Raw genomic sequence first — 17,869 nt, forward strand, 5'->3', positions numbered from 1 at the left:
CTGTGATTGAGATGTGAACAACTGCTGCCGTTCGGAGCTCTGCGCGGCTGGATTCGATCGGTAAGGTGTTCGCATGACAACCGGGGTACGTCGCAGACTGGGAGTCGAGGAGCGGCGGCAGCAGTTGATCGGCGTCGCGCTGGAACTGTTCAGCCAGCGCTCCCCCGACGAGGTCTCCATCGACGAGATAGCGTCGGCCGCGGGTATCTCGCGGCCGTTGGTCTACCACTACTTCCCCGGCAAACTCAGCCTGTACGAGGCCGCGTTGAAGCGTGCCTCCGAGGATCTCGCGGCCCGGTTCGTGGAACCGCAGGAGGGTCCGCTGGGCGCCCGGCTGCTGCGTGTGATGCGCCGGTTCTTCGACTTCGTCGACGACCACGGCCCCGGTTTCTCCGCGCTGATGCGCGGCGGCCCGGCCGTCCCCGCGGACGGAGTCCGCTCAAGGGATGCTGTGTCCCGTACCAACGCGCTCGTCGACGCGGTGCGGCAGGCCGCCTATGTCCAGATCCTTGCGCACCTGCAGGTGCAGAACCCGCCCGCCCGCCTCGAGCTGGTGATCCGCTCCTGGATCTCGCTCGTCGAGTCCACGGCACTGATCTGGCTCGACGGCCGGCGGATCCCGCGCCGGGAGCTGGAGGCCCAGCTCGTGCGCGACTTCGCGGCGCTGACGGCGGTGAGCGCCGCCTACGACGACGAGATGGGCGCGCTGCTGCGCCGCATGCTCGGTGACGAGCCGGCCGACGGTCCGTTCGGCGACCTGGTCGCCCGGCTGGTCACCCTGGCGTCCTGAGGACTCGTCAGCTCTCGAACTTCCGGTACGAGGCGTCCAGGTCCCGCACCTCGGCGGACGCGTGCAGCGCGAGGTCCCCGGCGGGCTTGATGTGCTGCCGCAGCAGCTCCAGCGCGGCCTCGGTGAGCCTCGCCTTGGTCTCCTCGGTGCGCCCGGCGAGCAGCCCGAGGGTGACGTGCACGACGGCGTGCCCGTCGGTGTCGGCCCCGACCGTGGTGTCGTCGGTGCGGCGGAACTGCGTCTTGCACGCCTCGATCCGCGCGGCCGCGATGTCGACCACCCGGTCGTGGAGCGCCAGCGCGAAGGCGCGCCGGTCGAAGGCGTCCTGAAGCGGTGCGGAGTAGTCGACGGTGATCTGCGGCATGGGCACTCCTGTTCTACGGCGGGATGTGCTCACCCTAGACGGTGCCGGTCAGCCGCAGCGCCAGCAGCGCGATGTCGTCCTGCCGGTCCCGGCCGAAGCAGCCCAGCAGCGTGTCGCACAGCGACGCGACGCCGGCCGGAGCGTCGGCGGCGGCCCTGCGCAGGTGTTCCATCGACACGGTCAGGTCGGTGCCGCGGTCCTCGATGAGCCCGTCGGTGACCATCAGCAGCCGGTCGGTGGGCCGCAGCACCGTCTCGGTGGACGGCGGCCGGTCGAGGCCCAGACCGAGCAACGGCCCTTTGGCGGCGGCGTAGGCGGCGGTGCCGTCGTCGCGCACGACCAGCGGCGGAATGTGCCCGGCGTTGGCGATGCGGGCGCGCCCGCTGTCCGGGTCGACCAGAACCAGGCAGACGGTCGCGGTGACGTCCGCGTGGTAGTGCTGGAGCAGCCGGTCCAGCCGCCGGGCCAGGCTCCGCGGGTCCGGGTCCTCCAGGCAGTAGGCGCGCAGCGCGTGCCGGATCTCGACCATGACGGTGGCCGCGTCCAGCGAGTGCCCGGCGACGTCGCCCACCGCGGTGAGCACCCCTTCCCTGGTGTTCAGCGCGGCGTAGAAGTCGCCCCCGATCTCGGTCTGCCGGGAGGCGGGCACATAGCGGACGACCGTCTCGACGCCCCGTGTCGGGGGCGCCTTCTGGGGCAGGAAGCTGTGCTGCAGGGTGAGCGCCACATGGCGTTCCACCTGGTACATGAGCAGGGCGTCCGCGGCGAGCGCGGTGGCCTGGGCGAGCCGGGTGACCAGTGGGTCGGCCTCGGGACCGCGCGCGGGCACGGCCAGGCACACGGCCGGTTTGCCCTCCCGGGTCCGCGTCACCACCACGCGGGCGTCCCCGGCGTGTCCGGGCCCGAGGAACCCGGCCGGCCACAGCGGATACGGCACCACGGTCCCGCGCGCCCCGGTGTGCCCGGTGGCCAGGCCGCGGATCAGCCGCGCCACGGTGTCGTGCGTCTCGGCGTCGGGAGGAACGGCGGGCGCACGTGTGCGGGACAGGCCCCGGTACAGCTCACCGTCCTCGCCGAGCACGAAGACGACCGCGGGGAAACCGGTGAGCCGGGCGGTGCCCTCGGCGGCGGCCCGGACGAGTCCCGTCATGCACCCCGCCGCCTGCACCGAGACGATCGTCTCGGACAGCAGCGTCAGCCGTCGCGCGAGCGCCTCCGCACCGGTGCGCATCCGGGCCCCGCGCACGGCGGCCCGTACGACGGCCTGGATCTCCTCGGGTGCGGCCGGCACCGACAGATAGGCCTCGCCGCCGGAGTCCAGTCCCCGGCAGCGGACACCCGGTCCGGCCGAGGCGGCGGAGAAGTGCACGACCGGCAGGGCGGCGGTGGGCGGTGACGACTTGAGCCTGCGGCACAGTTCGAAGCCGCTCATGTCCGGCAGGCCCACCTCGACGAGGGCCACATCGGGCAGGGTGCCGTCGCGTACCCGTGCGTGGAGTTCGGTCAGCGCCTCGCCGCCGCTGGCCACGGGCACGACGTGGTGGCCGGCCCGGGCCAGCACGCTGCCCAGGGCATGGCGGCTGGCCGGAGCGTCGTCGACCACCAGCACGGTGGAGCCCGTGTGTTCGCCGTTGCCGTCCATGAGAGAGCCGCCCCTCGGCGCTCGGGAAGGGAAATGGGGCGGAGCCGGAGCTTCCGGTCCGCCCCACCACGCTAGTGTCCTAGCGCGTGCCCCGGGTGAAGACCGCGACGGTACGACCCGGAACGGCGAACGTGCCGGATTTCGCCGCGTAGGAGGCCGCCTTGACGGTAGGGTCCGCGCCCGTGGCCTGCACCGGGTGCAGCGCGTAGTGCTCGCCGGCTAGGGCGGCGACCGTCTGCTGCTGCGTCGTCGGCGTCGCGTTGAAGACGACGACCAGGTCACCCAGCTCCATCGTGATCACGCCGGGCGTCTCGTCCTTCCCGGAGAGCGGGAAGGAGAGCCGCGACTGCACCTGGTCGGCGGTGGCGAGGGAGAAGACGGGCTCGGTGGTCCGGATCCTGAGCAGGTCCCGGTAGGCGGCAGAGGCGCCCTCGATCTGCTCGCACCCCACCTTCACCGAGGTGAGCAGGGGCCCCGCGTACGGCCACTTGGACTGGTTGTCGGCGGCCGTCGGCAGTCCCCGCCCGAAGCCGTTGCCGTCCCGGCAGTCCCAGTGGACGGCGTTGAACCAGTCGCCGCTGTCGTAGGAGTTGCGGTCCAGGGACTTGGAGCGCAGCAGGTCGGAACCGGCCTGGGAGAGGGACGGGCCCTGCGAGAGGGTGGCCGTGGCCATGGCGAGCACCTGCATCCGGGCCCGGTCGGCCGCGGAGGTGTCCTTCGGCAGCTTGTAGGCGAGGGCGTCGAACAGGGACTCGTTGTCGTGCGCGTCGGCGTAGGCGAGGGCGTCGCCGGGCGCGTCCGCGTACCCGGCGGGTGAGCCGCCGTAGTCGATCCCGGCCCCGGTGACGTCCTTGCCGGCCGAGTCGGTGAAGCGGTACGTGGCGAGGTTGCCGGTCAGGCCGACCTTGATCAGGTCCTGGTCGTGCAGGAGGCGGGCCTTCTGCTCGGCCGTGGTGCCGTTCGCCGGCGAGGAGTTGGGGTCGGTGTACAGCCCGGACGCGAAGCCCTGGACGCCGGGGTCGGCGTCGAAGGGGCTGCCGCCGCGCACGGCGTCGCGGGCGCGGTCGGAGAAGGTCGCGATGCCGGTGCCGGCCATGTTCTTCTGCGTGGCCTGCACGAAGCGGGCGTCGTTGGCGACCTCGCCGAAGTTCCAGCCCTCCCCGTACAGGATGATCTTCTTGCCGTCGACTCCGTCCTTGGCGGGGGTGAGCGCGTCGAGGGCCTTCCGGACCGCCAGGATGTTGGCCTTCGGGTGGTGGCCCATGAGGTCGAAGCGGAACCCGTCGACCTTGTACTCCTTGGCCCAGGTGACGATCGAGTCCACGACCAGCTTGCCCATCATCGCGTTCTCGGGCGCGGTGTTCGCGCAGCAGGTCGAGTTGGCCACCGAGCCGTCGGCGAGGAGCCGCTGGTAGTAGCCGGGCACGATCTGGTCGAGCACGGAGGTGCCGGCCTCGCCGCTCGCCGAGGTGTGGTTGTAGACGACGTCCATCACGACCCGGAGGCCGTCCTCGTTGAGCGCCTGAACCATCCTGCGGAACTGGACCGTACGGGCCGTGCCGTCCGGGTCGGTGGCGTAGGAGCCCTCCGGGACCGTGAAGTGGTACGGGTCGTAGCCCCAGTTGTAGGCGTCCTTCGCGGCGGTCGCGGCGACGCACGCCTGCTGCCGGTCGGAGGCGGGGGCGTAGGAGGCGAGGTCGCAGCCGGGGGTGGCCTGCTCCGACTTCCTCTCGGGGACCGTCGCGAAGTCGAAGGCGGGCAGCAGGTGGACGTAGGAGGTACCTGCCTCGGCCAGCTCCCGCAGGTGCTGGGAGCCGTCGCTGTCGTTGTCGGTGAAGGCCAGGTAGGTGCCCCGGTCCTCGGCCGGCACGGTGCTGTCCGCGACCGAGAAGTCGCGGACGTGCAGCTCCTGGATCTGCGCGTCCCTGAGCGGCACGGCCTTCGGCTTCTTCAGAGCCGACCAGCCGCTCGGCGCCAGGGACTTGTCGTCCAGGTCGACGATCAGGCTGCGCTTCGAGTCGGCGGTGAGGGCGAGGGAGTAGGGGTCGGTGACCTTGTTGGTGACGACCTTCCAGACGCTGGGCGCCCACACCTTCACGACGTAGCGGTAGGGCTTGTTGCGCCAGGACGCCGGGCCGGTGACGGACCAGACGCCGGTGGTGTCGTCGCGCTTCATGGCGACGGTGGAGCCGTCGAGCTCCAGTTTCACCGACTGGGCCGTCGGCGCCCACACCGCGAGGGTGGGACGGCCGTGGTGGAAGACCGGCCCGAGCCCGGCCTTCGTCGCGTCGTACAGGTCGTCGAGGACTCCGGCGATCTGGACGCCCGTCGCCGCCAGGACCGCGCCGTTCGCGGCCCGCTGCGAGGCCACGATCTGGCCGCCGAGGGCCTCACGCACCCGGTCGCGGTCGCGAGGGTCGACGGACCAGGCCGTGTAGTCCTTCAGGTGCGGGAACTTCGCCTTCTGCGCGTCGGAGAGCGTCGTCCTTGTCAGGCGCAGCCAGCGCTCGTCGTCACTGGTCAGTGTCCCGTCCTTGACGGTGATCGAGCCGTCGTGGGAGTAGACGAGCTGGGTGGACACGGCGCCGTCGACGCCGTTCCAGGCGAGCGTGTCCTGGTCGATCCAGACCGCCTTCGAGGTGGTCGGGTCGAGGGCCGCCGCGCTGCCCGCGGGCTGCGGCAGCAGGTACTTCTCCTGGCCGTTCAGCAGCCACACCTCGTAGCCGTTCGCCCTGAGGTCGAGCGACTGGTCGGCGGCGAGGTCCTTCTCGTCGCCCTTGTGGATGATGTAGCTGAGGCCGGTGGCACCGGCGGCGAGCGGCACCTCGAAGACCGCGCCGTACGCGTCGGTCCGCACCGGCTTCAGCGGGCCGGACCAGTCGGTGGGGTTCGCGGCGCCGGTCCAGACGTGGATGCCCCAGCCGTCGTAGTTCCCGTCGGCGCGGTGGTAGTGGATGACGGCCTTGGTGGTGTCCTGCGCCGGGTACGCGGGCCTCTGCGTGAGCACCGCGTCCTTGCCCTGCTCGACCCACACCTCCCCGGTCTTGGTGACGTCGATGCTGCGGTCGGCGGAGACGTCCTTGTTCCCGTCCTTGTCGATGACGAGGAAGCCGACACCGGAGGCGCCCGGCTTGAGCTTGACGTAGGCGAAGGCGCCGTACGCGTCACGGCCGATGAAGGGGTGGCTGTCCGGCCAGGTCGTCGCCTCGCCGTCGGCGATGTCGCCCCAGGCGTACAGGCCCCAGTTCGCGTAGTCGCCGTCGGCGCGCTTGTAGTGGACGATCACGTAGTCGCGCGAGGACGCCGTGGGGATCTGCGGCGCGGGCGGGGCGCCGGTGGTGCTGCCGGCCGTGGCGCTGGCGGTGCGGCCCGCCGAGTCGACGACGACCGCCTTGTAGCGCAGGGCGGTCCCGGCCGGGACGTCCTTGCCGATCGTCTGGGTGACCTTGTACGGGGCGTGGTCGGCGGAGCCCAGGATCTTCCAGGCGCCGTCGCCGACCTGGGCCGCGAAGACGACGCGGTCGAGCTGTCCGCCGGTGACGTCGGCGGAGACCTCCACCGTGCCGGTGGCGCCCGCTTCCGGGGCCTTGAGGGTGAGGGCCGGCTCGGCGGCGGGGGCGCCGAGCGGGCCGGCGGCCTTGAAGACGACCGCCGACCGGGCCGGGACGGTGACGGTGACGTTCTTGTCGGCGTCGCTGGTGAGGGAGGCGTCGGTGCCGTGGATGCCGCGGAAGGTCATGCCGGCCGACCCGGTGGCGAAGGTGGCCGTCCTGCCGTCGTCCGCGTTGTTGAAGGCGACGACGTACTCGGTGCCGTCCGTACCCGTACGGGAGAAGGCGTAGACACCGGGGCCGTCGGCGGCGTAGCGCTGGGTCTGGACGCCGTCGACGAGCGCGGGGTTGTTCTTGCGTAGCTCGGAGAGAGCTGCGATCTCCTTGTAGAGCGGCGCACCGGTGTCGTACGAGTCACTGGCGTGCGTACGGTCGGTGCCGATCTCGTCGTCGTCCAGGTAGTCCGGGACCTCGGAGGCGAACATCGTCTGGCGGGCGTCCTTGTCGCCGCCGGAGCCGGTGAAGCCCTGCTCGTCGCCGTAGTAGACGACCGGGTTGCCGCGGCTGAGGAACATCACCTCGTTGGCGAACTCGTCCTTGGCGAGCAACTCGGCGTCGGTCGCCTTCGGGTTGTCCTGCTTCAGGAAGTACCCGATGCGTCCCATGTCGTGGTTGCCGAGGAAGGTGACCTGCTCGTAGGCGTTGGCCTTGTCGGTCGTGTACTTGTAGTCGCCGGCGAAGACGCCCGCGAGCTTCTGCGCGCTGCCGTCCTGGGAGGCGTAGCTGCGGGCCGCGTCCTGGAAGGGGAAGTCGAGCGTGGCGTCGAGACGGCCCTGGGTGACGTACGGCGAGGTGATGGAGGTGTCGGCGGAGTAGACCTCGCCGAACATGAAGAAGTTCCTGCGGCCGTGCGCGGCGGCGTACCGGCCGAGCGCGGTCGCCCACTGCGTCCAGAACTCCATGTTCACGTGCTTCACGGTGTCGATCCGGAAGCCGTCGACGCCGAAGTCCCGCACCCAGCGCTCGTAGATCTTCTCCATGCCCTCGACCACCTCGGGACGCTCGGTCCACAGGTCGTCCAGGCCGGAGAAGTCGCCGTACGTGGTGGACTCACCGGCGTAGGTCGAGTCGCCCCGGTTGTGGTACATCGTCGGGTCGTTGAGCCAGGACGGGACCTTGAGGTTCCGCTTGGCGGCGGGAACGACGGGGGTGCGCGGGAAGGAGTCGGCGTCCACGGCCGGGAAGCGCCGGGTGCCGTCGGCGTGTTCGGCGTCGTCGAAGGGCCGGCCGTCCTTGGTCAGGTACGGGAAGGCGCCCTTGGAGAGGTAGTCGTAGGACTTCTCCGCATAGTCGACGACGTCGGCGGTGTGGTTGGTGATGACGTCGAAGAAGACCTTCATGCCCTTGGCGTGCGCCTTGGAGATGAGGGTCTTCAGGTCCTTGTCGGTGCCGAAGTGCGGGTCGACCTGGGTGAAGTCGGTGACCCAGTACCCGTGGTACCCGGCCGAGGCTCCCCCAGTGCTAAACGCCTGGGAGGTACCCCCAGCCCCCGTCCCCTGGACCGGCTGGTTCTTGAAGATCGGCGCCATCCAGATGGCGGTGGTGCCGAGCCCCTTGATGTAGTCGAGCCGGTCGGTGAGGCCCTTGAGGTCGCCGCCCTGGTAGAAGCCCTTGTCGGTGGGGTCGTAGCCGGTGGCCAGACGTGAGCCGGTGAGCCCGCCGCGGTCGTTGGAGGGGTCCCCGTTGGCGAAACGGTCCGGCATGACGAAGTAGAACTGCTCGCGGGTGTCACCGTGCCGCGCGGGCTGCGCGGCGAGCTTCGCGTCGGACGGGGGCGCGGGCGGGGTGGCGGCGTGAGCGGCGAGGGGCTGGACGATCGCGGCGAAGAGTGCGGCGACGCCGAGTGCCGCAGCCCTTCTTCGACTCGGGGTGCGGCGCGTCCGGGGCGCCGGCCATCTCGGTATCACAGGTGTGAACTCCTTGCGAATACGGCTCAAATGGGTCCGACCCCTACGCCGCGGGACGGCTTCGTCGCCGGGCGCCGGCGTGACCGTACCGCTCACGCAAGGTTTACAGCAAGAGACTTGAAAGCAATGGAAAGGAATTGCATCGACAGGGGCCCGCCGCCACGCATACGGCGAGCGGCGGGCCCCCTCGGGAAGTACGGGCTCAGCAGCTGGACTTGCCCGCGTAGAGGGCGAGCGCCGTGTTCGGGGCGACCGACGCCTGGAACCAGCCGCTGCTGTTCACCGTCACGGTCCTGTTGCCCTGCACATCGCAGTACGTGCCGGGCGGCAGCGACGTCTCGAACCAGCGGTCGGCCGTCGTGCTCTCGTGGTTGATCACCACATAGCCCTTGCTTCCACGGCCGAACGCGATGAGGTTGTTGCCGTCGTCCCACCACTTGGTGACCGCCTGGCCGCGCGTGGCGTTGCGGAAGGCGACCATCGACTTGATCTCCGGCCACGCGTGCTGGCACTTCCAGCCGTCCTGCCAGCAGGCGTTGACCTGTCCCCCGTTCGGCGGACCGGCGTCCGCGTCGGACCACTCGTAGCCGGAGTTGATGTCGGGCGCGCCGTACGGCCAGGCGAGCATGAAGACGTTCGCCAGTGTGTAGTTGGCGCCGTCCTTGTAGTCGAGGGTCGAGCCGTTGCGCTCGGTGTCGTGGTTGTCCACGAAGACCCCGGCGACCGAGCTGCTCAGATAGCCCCAGGGCTCACCGAAGTTGCTCAGGTACGCGAGCTTCTCGCTGTTGAAGACCCGCTTGAGGTCGTAGGCGTAGCGGAATTCCTGGACGTCGCCGTTGCCGGTGTACTCGGTGGGCTGGACCGCCTCACCGGCGCCGTAGATGACCTCCTGCTTCCAGTACGCGGCCGGGTTGGTCAGCCTCGACTTGATGTTGGCCAGGTCGTCCGCCGGGATGTGCTTGGCGGCGTCGATGCGGAAGCCGTCGACGCCCAGGCTGAGCAGGTCGTTCATGTAGCCGGCGATCGTGCTGCGGACGTGCTCCTCGCCGGTGTCCAGATCGGCGAGGCCCACGAGTTCGCAGTGCTGGACGTTCCAGCGGTCCTGGTAGTTGGTGACCTGGGCGGTGCAGTCGTCGAAGTCGGCGTACGAGTAAAGGCCGGGATAGTCGTACTTCGTGTAGGAGGAGCCGCCCGTGCCGGTGCCGCTGCCGGCCGACATGTGGTTGACGACGGTGTCGACGACGACCTTCACACCCGCCGCATGGCAGGTCTTGACCATGTTCTGAAAGGCCGTGCGGTCGCCGAGACGGCCCGCGATCCTGTAGCTGACCGGCTGGTAGGACGTCCACCACTGGGAGCCCTGTATGTGCTCGGCGGGCGGGGAGACCTGGACGTAACCGTAGCCGGCGGGGCCGAGGGTGTTGGTGCACTCCTTGGCGACCGAGGCGAAGTTCCACTCGAAGAGGACGGCGGTGACGTCCTTGGTGCCGGGCGGGGAGGCCTGGGCGGTCCCGGCGGGGACGGCGAGTGCGACCGACGCGGCCGCCACGAGGGCGAGGGCGCCGGAGAGCGTTCTGCTGGGCATGTGGGGGTTCCTTCTCCGTTGAAGGATCTGCTGAGGGGAGGTCCTGTGAGAGGGCACTGAGACCCCCTGAAGGGAATTGCTGCAAGTTTTCAACCACTTGCAGTGCAGCAGACCGTACGAGCCCCGCCCTCGGCGGTCAACCCTGCGGACATGCCCCTGTCACCTACGCGAAAAGCGCCGGACCAACAGAGCGTGCCGCCCTGTCAGCGCCCTGCTTTGAGGAAGGTCGTCAGTTTCCTGGCCCGCAAACCGCAAGGGCCCGCCGTCCCCAGCGACGGCGGGCCCTGCGACGCATCTGACGTATCGCTCAGGAAGCCGTCCACCACACCGTCGCGTCCGACGGCAGTTTCGCCTCCGCCTCCGCGATCGTCACCTCGGAGCTCGCTACCAGCACGCGGCCGTACGCCGGGATCGTCACCGCCTCGCCCGTCGTGTTCGCCACGCAGACGAACTCGCCGCGGCGGAAGGCGAGGACGCCCTCGGGGGCCTTCAGCCACTCCACCGCGTCACCCGCGCCCAGGTCGGCGTGGGAGCGGCGGGCCGCGAGTGCCGTGCGGTACAGCTCCAGGGTGGAACCGGGGACGCCCTGCTGGGCCTCCACGCTCAACTCACCCCAGTTCTCCGGCTGCGGGAGCCAGCTGCCGCCGGCGCCGAAGCCGTACGACGTACCCGTACGCGTCCACGGGATCGGGACCCGGCAGCCGTCGCGGAAGCCGTCCTGGCCGGCGCCCCGGAAGTAGGCGGGGTCCTGGCGGACCTCGTCGGGGAGGTCCACGACGTCCGGGAGGCCCAGTTCCTCGCCCTGGTAGACGTACGCCGATCCCGGCAGCGCCAGCATCAGCAGGGTCGCCGCCCTCGCCCGCCTGAGACCCAGTTCGCGGTCGCCCGCCTCGCGGATCTGGGTGCCGAGGGCCGCGTCGTGGGCGAAGCGGGTGGCGTGCCGGGTCACGTCGTGGTTGGACAGGACCCAGGTGGCGGGGGCGCCGACCGGGCGCATCGCGTCGAGGGTGCGGTCGATGACGTCGCGCAGTTCGGCCGCGTTCCAGTGGGTGCTCAGATACTGGAAGTTGAAGGCCTGGTGCAGTTCGTCCGGACGGACGTAGTTCGCGGTGCGCTCGATGGTCGGAGTCCAGGCCTCGGCGACGAAAATGCGGTCGCCCGTGTATTCGTCGAGGATCGTGCGCCACTCGCGGTAGATCTCGTGCACGCCGTCCTGGTCGAAGAACGGCATGACATCGTTGCCCAGCAGCTTGAGCTGGTCGTGGGTGCCGAGGTCGGGCAGGCCGTCGGCCTTCACCAGACCGTGGGCGACGTCGATGCGGAAGCCGTCGACGCCCATGTCCAGCCAGAAGCGGAGGATCGAGCGGAACTCGTCGCCGACGGCCGGGTGGTTCCAGTTGAAGTCGGGCTGTTCGGGGGCGAAGAGGTGCAGGTACCACTCGCCGTCCGGGACCCTGGTCCAGGCCGGGCCGCCGAAGATGGACTCCCAGTCGTTGGGCGGGAGTTCGCCGTTCTCCCCCTTGCCGGGGCGGAAGTGGTAGCGGTCCCGCAGCGGCGAGCCGGGGCCCTCGGCGACCGCCCGCTTGAACCACTCGTGCTGGTCGGAGGAGTGGTTGGGGACCAGGTCGACGATGACGCGCAGGCCCAGTTCGTGGGCGTCGCGGATCAGCGCGTCCGCGTCCAGCAGGTTGCCGAACATGGGGTCGACGGCACGGTAGTCCGCCACGTCGTAGCCGGCGTCGGCCTGCGGCGAGGCGTAGAAGGGGCTGAGCCACACGGCGTCCACGCCGAGGTCGCGCAGGTACGGAAGTCGGGAACGTACGCCCTCCAGGTCACCCATGCCGTCGCCGTTGCTGTCGGCGAAGCTGCGCGGATAGACCTGGTAGATCACCGCGTCCCGCCACCAGTCGCGGCGCTTGGCGACGGTGGCGACGGCCGCTGCGGAGGTGGGGGTCGGGGCCGGGTCGGCGGAGTGCTGGCTCATGGCGTCCTTGGTACGTAACGGAGTGCTTCGGGTCATGGGCATGGGTACGGCGGAGGGGCTGACGAGGCGGCCGCGGTGCCGGCGGGGTCGGATAGGCACCGCGGCCGCCACCCGCGCGGACAGGCGCGCGGGAGCCGTTGTTCCAGAAAGTGGGACTCAGCCCTTCGTGCCGCCCGCGGTGAGGCCGGTCACCAGGTTCTTCTGCACCAGGTAGAAGAACGCCGACACGGGTATCGCGATCAGCACCGCGGTGGCGGCCATCAGGTTGCGCTGGGCGTCGTGCTCGCTGACGAAGCTCTGGAGGCCGACGGCGAAGGTGTACTTGGTGTCGTCCAGCATGAACGTCGAGGCGAACGCCACTTCGCCGAAGGCGGTGATGAAGTTGTAGAAGGCGGCGACCGCCAGGCCCGGCTTGGCCAGCGGCAGGATCAGGCGCGTGAAGGTGCCGAACGGCGTCAGGCCGTCGACGCGCCCCGCCTCGTCGATCTCGAACGGGATCGTGTCGAAGTAGCCCTTGAGGAGCCAGGCGCTGTACGGCACCGCGGTCGAGCAGTAGACGAGGATCAGGCCGAGGTAGCTGTCGATGAGCCCGAGGTCCGAAAGGATCTGGTACATCGGCACGATGAGCACCGCGATCGGGAACATCTGAGTGACCAGCAGCACCCACATCAGCTTCCTGTAGCCCGGGAAGCGCATGCGGGAGACGGCGTAGCCGGTGGTCGCCGCGACGAGGACACCGATCACGGTGGTGCCGAGCGAGACGATCAGCGAGCTTTTCAGCCAGTCGAAGAAGTTCGTGTGCTGCAGGACGAACGAGTAGTTGTCGAACGTCATCTTGTGCCAGATCTGCCCCGGATGCAGATAGTCGTCCTTGTCCGGGCCGAGGGACAGGAAGACCAGCCAGGCCACCGGGAACAGCGCGATCAGGCTCGCGACGATCAGGATGCCGTGGGAGGCGAGGGAACCGGCGAGGCTGCGCTCACCGCGGCGGCGGGCGGGGCCACGCGACAGGGAAGCCAGAGCCTGCGGGGTCACCGGGCGGTCGCCCTTGAGCGGAGCGGGTGTGGTCGTGCTCATGGGAACTCCTGCCTCAGATCGCGAGCTGCTGCTCGTTGCGGTTCAGCCAGCGGCGGTAGAACGAGGTGAAGACGATCAGGATGGCCAGCAGCAGGATGCCGTAGGCCGCCGACTGCGCGAAGTCACGCGGCTGCTGTCCGAAGCCCAGGTAGTACGCCCAGGTGACGAGGATCTGGGCGTCGGGGGCGGTGTTGCCGAACAGCAGGAAGATGACGGCGAACTGGTTGAAGGTCCAGATGATGCCGAGCAGGACGACGGTGGAGCTGACGGACTTCAGACCCGGAAGGGTGACGTACCGGAACCGCTGCCATGCGTTCGCGCCGTCCATCTCGGCGGCCTCGTACAGGGAGGCGTCGATGGACTGCAGGCCGCCGAGCAGCGAGACCATCATGAACGGCACACCACACCAGGTGTTGACCATGATCGCGGCGAACCGTTGCCAGAAGGTGTCCTCGAGCCAGGACGGCGTCGGCAGGTGCAGGGCGTGCAGTGCCGAGTTGATGATGCCGCCGTCCGCGAGCATGAAGCGCCAGCCGAAGACGGTGACGAAGGTGGGCACGGCCCACGGCAGGATCAGGATCAGCCGGTAGAAGGTCTGCCCCCGAAGCTTCTGGTTGAGCAGCAGGGCCAGTCCGAGCCCGATCGTGTAGTGGAGTGCCACGCACAGCGCGGTCCACACGATGGTCCAGATGAAGTGCGACCAGAAGCGGTCGTAGGAGGTCGGGCCGAACAGGATGTCCTTGTAGTTGTCGAGCCCGATGAACTTGTATGTGGCGTCGATGTGGTTGACGCCGATCGTGCGGGCGGTGTTGAGGCTGTTGGCGTCGGTGAGCGTCAGGTAGAGGCCGTACACCAGGGGGTACAGCACGAGGACGCCGAGCACGACCGCCACCGGTGCGATCATCGCGTAGGCGTACCAGTGTTTCTGGTAGCCGTGTCTGATGCGCCGGCCCAGGCCGGGTCGCGGTCCCGGCTCACCGCGCCGCTTGCCGGTCGCTCGGTCGATGGCGACTGTCATGGTTCGACAACCTTCTCGGAGGTCTGCGGATCGAGGGGGGCCCAAGGTCTTTCGTTTGGATCAGGCCGGATCAGCCAGCCCGGCATGATCCGAACGAGAGGCCCTGGCACAGGCCGGAGGCCGCCGGATCCCTCCCCCAGGGGGATCCGGCGGCCACGGCGGCTCACTTGCTGAAGTCGGGGACCAGCTTGGCGATCGCGAGTTCCACGTTGCTCAGGCCCTTGTCCAGCGGTTCCTTACCGCCCGCGATCTTGGGCAGCTCGGTGTCGAGCGGGCCCCACAGCGAGCTGTACTCGGGCAGCGCCGGGCGCGGCTGGGCGGCGGACAGGACCGACTGGTAGCCGGCGATGCCGGGGTCGGCCTTGACCTGCGCGGTGTAGGCGTCGTCGCGCGTGGGCAGCGTGGAGTTCTTCAGGGCGATGGTCTCCTGGGACTTCGCCGAGGTCATGAAGCCCAGGAACTTCAGCGCCGCTTCCTGGTGGGCCTTGTCGGAGCCGGCGTAGACGGAGAGGTTGTGGCCGCCGGTCGGGGCGCCCGCCTTGCCGGTGGAGCCGGCCGGGACGGTGGCGATGCCGAGGTTGGACTTGTCGCCGAAGGCGGAGCCCTTGTAGAAGTTCGTGATCTCCCAGGGGCCCTGGATGATCGCGGCGACCTTGCCGCTGACGAACGCGTCCTGGATGTGGGCGTAGGCGTCGGCGGTGGTGTCGGCCTTGTGCAGGCCCTTGCCGGAGAACGTGCTCAGCCAGGTGCCGTACGCCTTCTTCGCGGCGGCCGAGTTCACGGTGATCTTCTTGGCGCCGGCGTCGACGGTGTCGGTGCCCTCGCCGTAGAGGAAGGTCTGGGCGTAGTAGGCCTGGGTGGAGCCCCAGTAGCCGTCGGCGCCGGTCTTGTCCTTGACCTTCGCGGCGTCGGACTTCAGCTCGTCCCAGGTCTTGGGGGCCTCGGTGATGCCGGCCTTCTTGAACAGGGCCTTGTTGTACACCAGGGCGAGGGTGTCGGTGACCAGCGGCACGCCGTAGGTCTTGCCGTCGTACTGGGCCTGCTTGATCAGGCTGGGCTGGAACTTGCTCTGGTCGGCGAGGGCCGCGGTGCCGTCCAGCGGCAGGAAGTAGCCCTTCTTGGCGAAGGCGGGGGTCCAGCCGACCTCGGAGCGCAGCACATCGGGGGCGCCCTTGGAGCCTGCGGCGGTGTCGAACTTGTTCTGCGCCTGGTCGAAGGGGACGTTGACGTACTTGACCTTGATGGTCGGGTTGGCCTTCTCGAAGTCCTTGACCAGCGCCTGGTACGTGGGCGCCTCATTGGTGGCGTTGGAGGTGTCCCACCAGGTGATGGTGACCGGGCCGTCGGACTTGCCGCTGCCGCCGTCACTTCCGCCGCAGGCCGTCGCCGCGAGGGCGACGGACGCCACCAGCGCGGTGGCCGCTATGCCACGCCGCATGAGTTCTCCTTGAGGGTGAAAGCCCGAGTGCTACAGGTGGCGGCCCCGTCTGCCGCCCCTGCCGACTGCCGACTGCTTCCTTGCGGCCGCCGGGCGACGGTGAACGTAACAGCGATGCAATCGCCGCGAAAGACCTTGCAGCAAAAAAGTGAAAGAGGCGACAATGGTTACCCCGCCGTGACCTCGCCGTGAGGGCCTGTAGACCTGCATTTGCAGCCGATCTGCGGGATCACGAACAGTTGTGCAAGACTCTGCAAGCTCTTGCCATACGTCACCGGCGCGGGAATCATCCCGTTGCGGACCGGACGCCGAAACAGAACACGAGGGAGCGCGATGACGCAGCAACCCGCAGCGGGGCGTTCAACCGCCCGGGCCCGGCGTCCCTTTGGTGGGCAAGCGGAGACGCGGCCGGTACAGTCCAGTGCCGTGACCACACGGCTTGCCGACATCGCGGCGCAGGCGGGGGTCAGCGAGGCGACCGTGAGCCGTGTCCTGAACGGAAAGCCGGGCGTCGCGGCGACCACCCGCCAGTCCGTGCTGGCCGCTCTCGACGTGCTCGGCTACGAGCGCCCGGTCCGGCTGCGGCAGCGCAGCGAGGGGCTGGTGGGCCTGATCACCCCGGAGCTGGAGAACCCGATATTCCCCGCCCTGGCCCAGGTCATCGGCCAGGCCCTGACCCGGCAGGGGTACACACCGGTGCTGGCGACGCAGACGCCGGGCGGCTCCACCGAGGACGAGCTGACGGAGATGCTCGTGGACCGCGGGGTCGCCGGCATCATCTACGTCTCCGGGCTGCACGCGGACACCACCGCAGACATGCAGCGCTACGAGCGGCTGCGCGCCCAGGGCGTGCCGTACGTCCTGGTGGACGGCTTCTCCCCGAAGGTGCAGGCGCCGTTCATCTCCCCCGACGACCGGGCCGCGATGGCCCTCGCGGTGACGCACCTGGTGTCCCTCGGGCACACCCGGATCGGACTCGCGCTCGGTCCCAAGCGGTTCGTGCCGGTGCAGCGCAAGATCGAGGGTTTCGTGCGCACCATGCAGGAGCAGCTCGGGCTGACCGTCGAGGACATCGAGTCGCGGCTGATCCAGCACTCGCTGTACACCCTGGAGGGTGGTCAGGCGGCGGCGTCCGCGCTGATCGACCGGGACTGCACGGCGGTGGTGTGCGCGAGCGACATGATGGCGCTCGGGGCGATACGGGCGGCGCGGCAGCGGGGCCTGGAAGTCCCCACGGACATCTCGGTGGTGGGCTTCGACGACTCGCCGCTCATCGCGTTCACGGACCCGCCGCTGACGACGATCCGCAAGCCGGTCCCGGCGATGGGGCAGGCGGCGGTGCGTACGTTGCTGGAGGAGATCGGTGGGACGCCCGCACCCCACAGTGAATTCGTGTTCATGCCGGAGCTGGTGGTGCGCGGGTCGACTGCTTCGGCGCCCGGTGACCGGAGTCGTCCCTAGGCAGTAGTTCCGGCGCTGCGTACCAGTACGCCGGTTGGAGAACGGGTGGCCGGAACCCTGCCCGGGGATGATCGGTGGGGGAACCCTTTTCTGGCAGACTCTGTACCTATGGGTGAAACGACCGTGCCGGCGGTGGGGGGCCAGGAGCAGGCCGCTCCCCGGCCCGTCACGGACGACACGCGGGACGGCGCGATCGACGGCGCCCTGCGCCGGATCCGCACTCCCCGCCGCCCGCGCTTCTGGTTCGAAATCCTGCTGATCGCGCTGAGTTACTGGACCTACTCGCTGGTCCGCAACGCCGTGCCGGAGCAGAAGGCCGAGGCGCTGAGCAACGCGGACTGGGTGTGGCGGCTGGAGAACCACCTGGGGATCGCCGTCGAGGACTCGGTCAACCACGCCGTGAACTCGGTGACATGGCTGATCATCGGGATGAACTACTACTACGCCACCCTGCACTTCGTGGTGACGCTGGGTGTCCTGGTGTGGCTGTACCGCAGCCATCCGGGCCGGTACGCGGCCACCCGCCTCGCCCTGTTCGCCACGACCGGCGTGGCGCTGCTCGGCTACTACTTCTTCCCGCTGGCGCCGCCGCGCCTGATGAACGGCGGGCACTTCGTCGACACGGTGGTGGTGCACCACACGTGGGGTTCGATGGCGTCGGGCGACCTGAAGGACATGTCGAACCAGTACGCGGCGATGCCGTCGATGCACATCGGCTGGTCGCTGTGGTGCGGTCTGACCATCTTCGCCCTGTCGACGGTGCCGTGGGCGCGGGTCCTGGCCCTGCTGTACCCGGCGACGACACTGGTCGTGATCGTCGCCACCGCCAACCACTTCTGGCTGGACGCGGTGGGCGGCACGCTCTGCCTGGCGTTCGGCTTCACGATGGCGCGGGTCTGGTACGGCGCGCTGCCGTACGCACTGCCGCGACGGGTGGCGACGGCGGGCGAGCCGACGCTGGTGCCGGTGCGGGCGTGATCCACCGGCGCCGG

At 69.5% G+C, this 17,869-nt stretch carries 11 protein-coding genes; 3 read left to right on the plus strand and 8 right to left on the minus strand.

What is annotated here, in order from left to right; genetic code table 11:
* Nucleotides 1–73: 73 nt before the first annotated feature.
* Nucleotides 74–790, plus strand: a complete 717-nt coding sequence (locus ACIRC0_RS14190; RefSeq protein ID WP_403615647.1) for a TetR/AcrR family transcriptional regulator — start codon at nt 74–76, stop codon at nt 788–790.
* A 7-nt stretch (nt 791–797) separates the two neighbouring features.
* Here the strand turns inward: ACIRC0_RS14190 and ACIRC0_RS14195 are convergent, their stop codons facing one another.
* From ACIRC0_RS14195 to ACIRC0_RS14230, 8 genes are all read right to left on the minus strand, one after another.
* On the minus strand, nt 798–1,154 hold the full coding sequence (locus ACIRC0_RS14195; RefSeq protein ID WP_403615650.1) for a 5-carboxymethyl-2-hydroxymuconate Delta-isomerase: 357 nt from the start codon (nt 1,152–1,154) through the stop codon (nt 798–800).
* A gap of 34 nt (nt 1,155–1,188) precedes the next feature.
* Nucleotides 1,189–2,796, minus strand: coding sequence for a SpoIIE family protein phosphatase (locus ACIRC0_RS14200; protein ID WP_403615653.1), 1,608 nt, complete (start codon nt 2,794–2,796; stop codon nt 1,189–1,191).
* Nucleotides 2,797–2,875: 79 nt separating this feature from the next.
* Nucleotides 2,876–8,314, minus strand: a complete 5,439-nt coding sequence (gene pulA / locus ACIRC0_RS14205) for a pullulanase-type alpha-1,6-glucosidase (RefSeq protein ID WP_403615656.1) — start codon at nt 8,312–8,314, stop codon at nt 2,876–2,878.
* Between the two features lie 202 nt (nt 8,315–8,516).
* On the minus strand, nt 8,517–9,899 hold the full coding sequence (locus ACIRC0_RS14210) for an alpha-amylase family protein (RefSeq protein WP_403615659.1): 1,383 nt from the start codon (nt 9,897–9,899) through the stop codon (nt 8,517–8,519).
* Nucleotides 9,900–10,206: 307 nt separating this feature from the next.
* Nucleotides 10,207–11,883 (minus strand): glycoside hydrolase family 13 protein, encoded by a 1,677-nt coding sequence (locus tag ACIRC0_RS14215; RefSeq protein ID WP_403615662.1) that lies wholly within the window; start codon nt 11,881–11,883, stop codon nt 10,207–10,209.
* Nucleotides 11,884–12,039: 156 nt separating this feature from the next.
* Nucleotides 12,040–12,960: a sugar ABC transporter permease gene (locus tag ACIRC0_RS14220; RefSeq protein WP_403615665.1), complete on the minus strand. Its 921-nt coding sequence runs from the start codon at nt 12,958–12,960 to the stop codon at nt 12,040–12,042.
* 13 nt (nt 12,961–12,973) lie between these two features.
* Entirely contained in the window at nt 12,974–13,978 is a 1,005-nt protein-coding gene (locus ACIRC0_RS14225; RefSeq protein WP_403615668.1) for a carbohydrate ABC transporter permease, read from the minus strand.
* Between the two features lie 163 nt (nt 13,979–14,141).
* On the minus strand, nt 14,142–15,416 hold the full coding sequence (locus ACIRC0_RS14230; RefSeq protein ID WP_403615671.1) for an extracellular solute-binding protein: 1,275 nt from the start codon (nt 15,414–15,416) through the stop codon (nt 14,142–14,144).
* Nucleotides 15,417–15,842: 426 nt separating this feature from the next.
* Between ACIRC0_RS14230 and ACIRC0_RS14235 the strand changes: the two genes are divergently transcribed.
* Together ACIRC0_RS14235 and ACIRC0_RS14240 are read left to right on the plus strand one after the other, a co-directional pair.
* Entirely contained in the window at nt 15,843–16,877 is a 1,035-nt protein-coding gene (locus ACIRC0_RS14235; protein WP_103843642.1) for a LacI family DNA-binding transcriptional regulator, read from the plus strand.
* A gap of 108 nt (nt 16,878–16,985) precedes the next feature.
* Complete coding sequence (locus ACIRC0_RS14240) at nt 16,986–17,855, plus strand: phosphatase PAP2 family protein (RefSeq protein WP_403615675.1); 870 nt, start codon at nt 16,986–16,988, stop codon at nt 17,853–17,855.
* Nucleotides 17,856–17,869: the final 14 nt, after the last annotated feature.

Source organism: Streptomyces sp. NPDC093984, assembly GCF_044764595.1.
Classification (GTDB): domain Bacteria; phylum Actinomycetota; class Actinomycetes; order Streptomycetales; family Streptomycetaceae; genus Streptomyces; species Streptomyces cynarae.

What these genes read in the sequence shown, in the direction of transcription:
- ACIRC0_RS14190 (WP_403615647.1), top strand. Translation starts at nt 74, where the DNA reads ATGACAACCGGGGTACGTCGCAGACTGGGAGTCGAGGAGCGGCGGCAG.
- ACIRC0_RS14195 (WP_403615650.1), bottom strand. Translation starts at nt 1,154, where the DNA reads ATGCCGCAGATCACCGTCGACTACTCCGCACCGCTTCAGGACGCCTTC.
- ACIRC0_RS14200 (WP_403615653.1), bottom strand. Translation starts at nt 2,796, where the DNA reads ATGGACGGCAACGGCGAACACACGGGCTCCACCGTGCTGGTGGTCGAC.
- ACIRC0_RS14210 (WP_403615659.1), bottom strand. Translation starts at nt 9,899, where the DNA reads ATGCCCAGCAGAACGCTCTCCGGCGCCCTCGCCCTCGTGGCGGCCGCG.
- ACIRC0_RS14215 (WP_403615662.1), bottom strand. Translation starts at nt 11,883, where the DNA reads ATGAGCCAGCACTCCGCCGACCCGGCCCCGACCCCCACCTCCGCAGCG.
- ACIRC0_RS14220 (WP_403615665.1), bottom strand. Translation starts at nt 12,960, where the DNA reads ATGAGCACGACCACACCCGCTCCGCTCAAGGGCGACCGCCCGGTGACC.
- ACIRC0_RS14225 (WP_403615668.1), bottom strand. Translation starts at nt 13,978, where the DNA reads ATGACAGTCGCCATCGACCGAGCGACCGGCAAGCGGCGCGGTGAGCCG.
- ACIRC0_RS14230 (WP_403615671.1), bottom strand. Translation starts at nt 15,416, where the DNA reads ATGCGGCGTGGCATAGCGGCCACCGCGCTGGTGGCGTCCGTCGCCCTC.
- ACIRC0_RS14240 (WP_403615675.1), top strand. Translation starts at nt 16,986, where the DNA reads ATGGGTGAAACGACCGTGCCGGCGGTGGGGGGCCAGGAGCAGGCCGCT.